General features: G+C 69.5%; 1 pseudogene. It reads right to left on the reverse strand.

Annotated features, from left to right (window positions below):
• Positions 1-108 precede the first annotated feature (108 nt).
• Positions 109-439 (reverse strand): annotated as a pseudogene (locus tag AC1DKD_RS42150) (shikimate dehydrogenase); the annotation flags it as partial.

The following is a 439-nucleotide window of genomic DNA, read 5'->3' on the forward strand; positions in this document are numbered from 1 at the left end:
CCAGGTCCTGCTCGAAGATCTCAATCCCGTCAAAGCCGGCGATGGCGCAGGCCTGCATCTTTTCCTTCAGGGTGCCGGAGAGGCACACGGTGGCGATTCCGGTGCGCATCAGGCGGCCACCGCCTCGGCGGCCACAAGCTCCAGGAAGTGGGAGCGCATGCGTTCCGGGTCAGCTTCCAGCCCGGTGAAGATCCGGAAGGCGTCGGCTGCCTGGCCCACCGCCATCCGGCCGCCGTCCAGGACCTCGCAGCCCTTGGCGCGGGCGCCGCGGACCAGTTCGGTGTCGATGGGGCGGTAGACGATGTCCGCCACCCAGTGCCGGGGCTCCAGCAAATCCATATCCAGCGGGACGCCCGGGTGGGCTGCCATGCCTACCGGCGTGCAGTGCACCAGGCCGTCGGCCACGCGCATCAGCTGCGGCAGCTCCGTCGTCGTGCGT

The organism is Cupriavidus sp. 05T313, assembly GCF_056396665.1.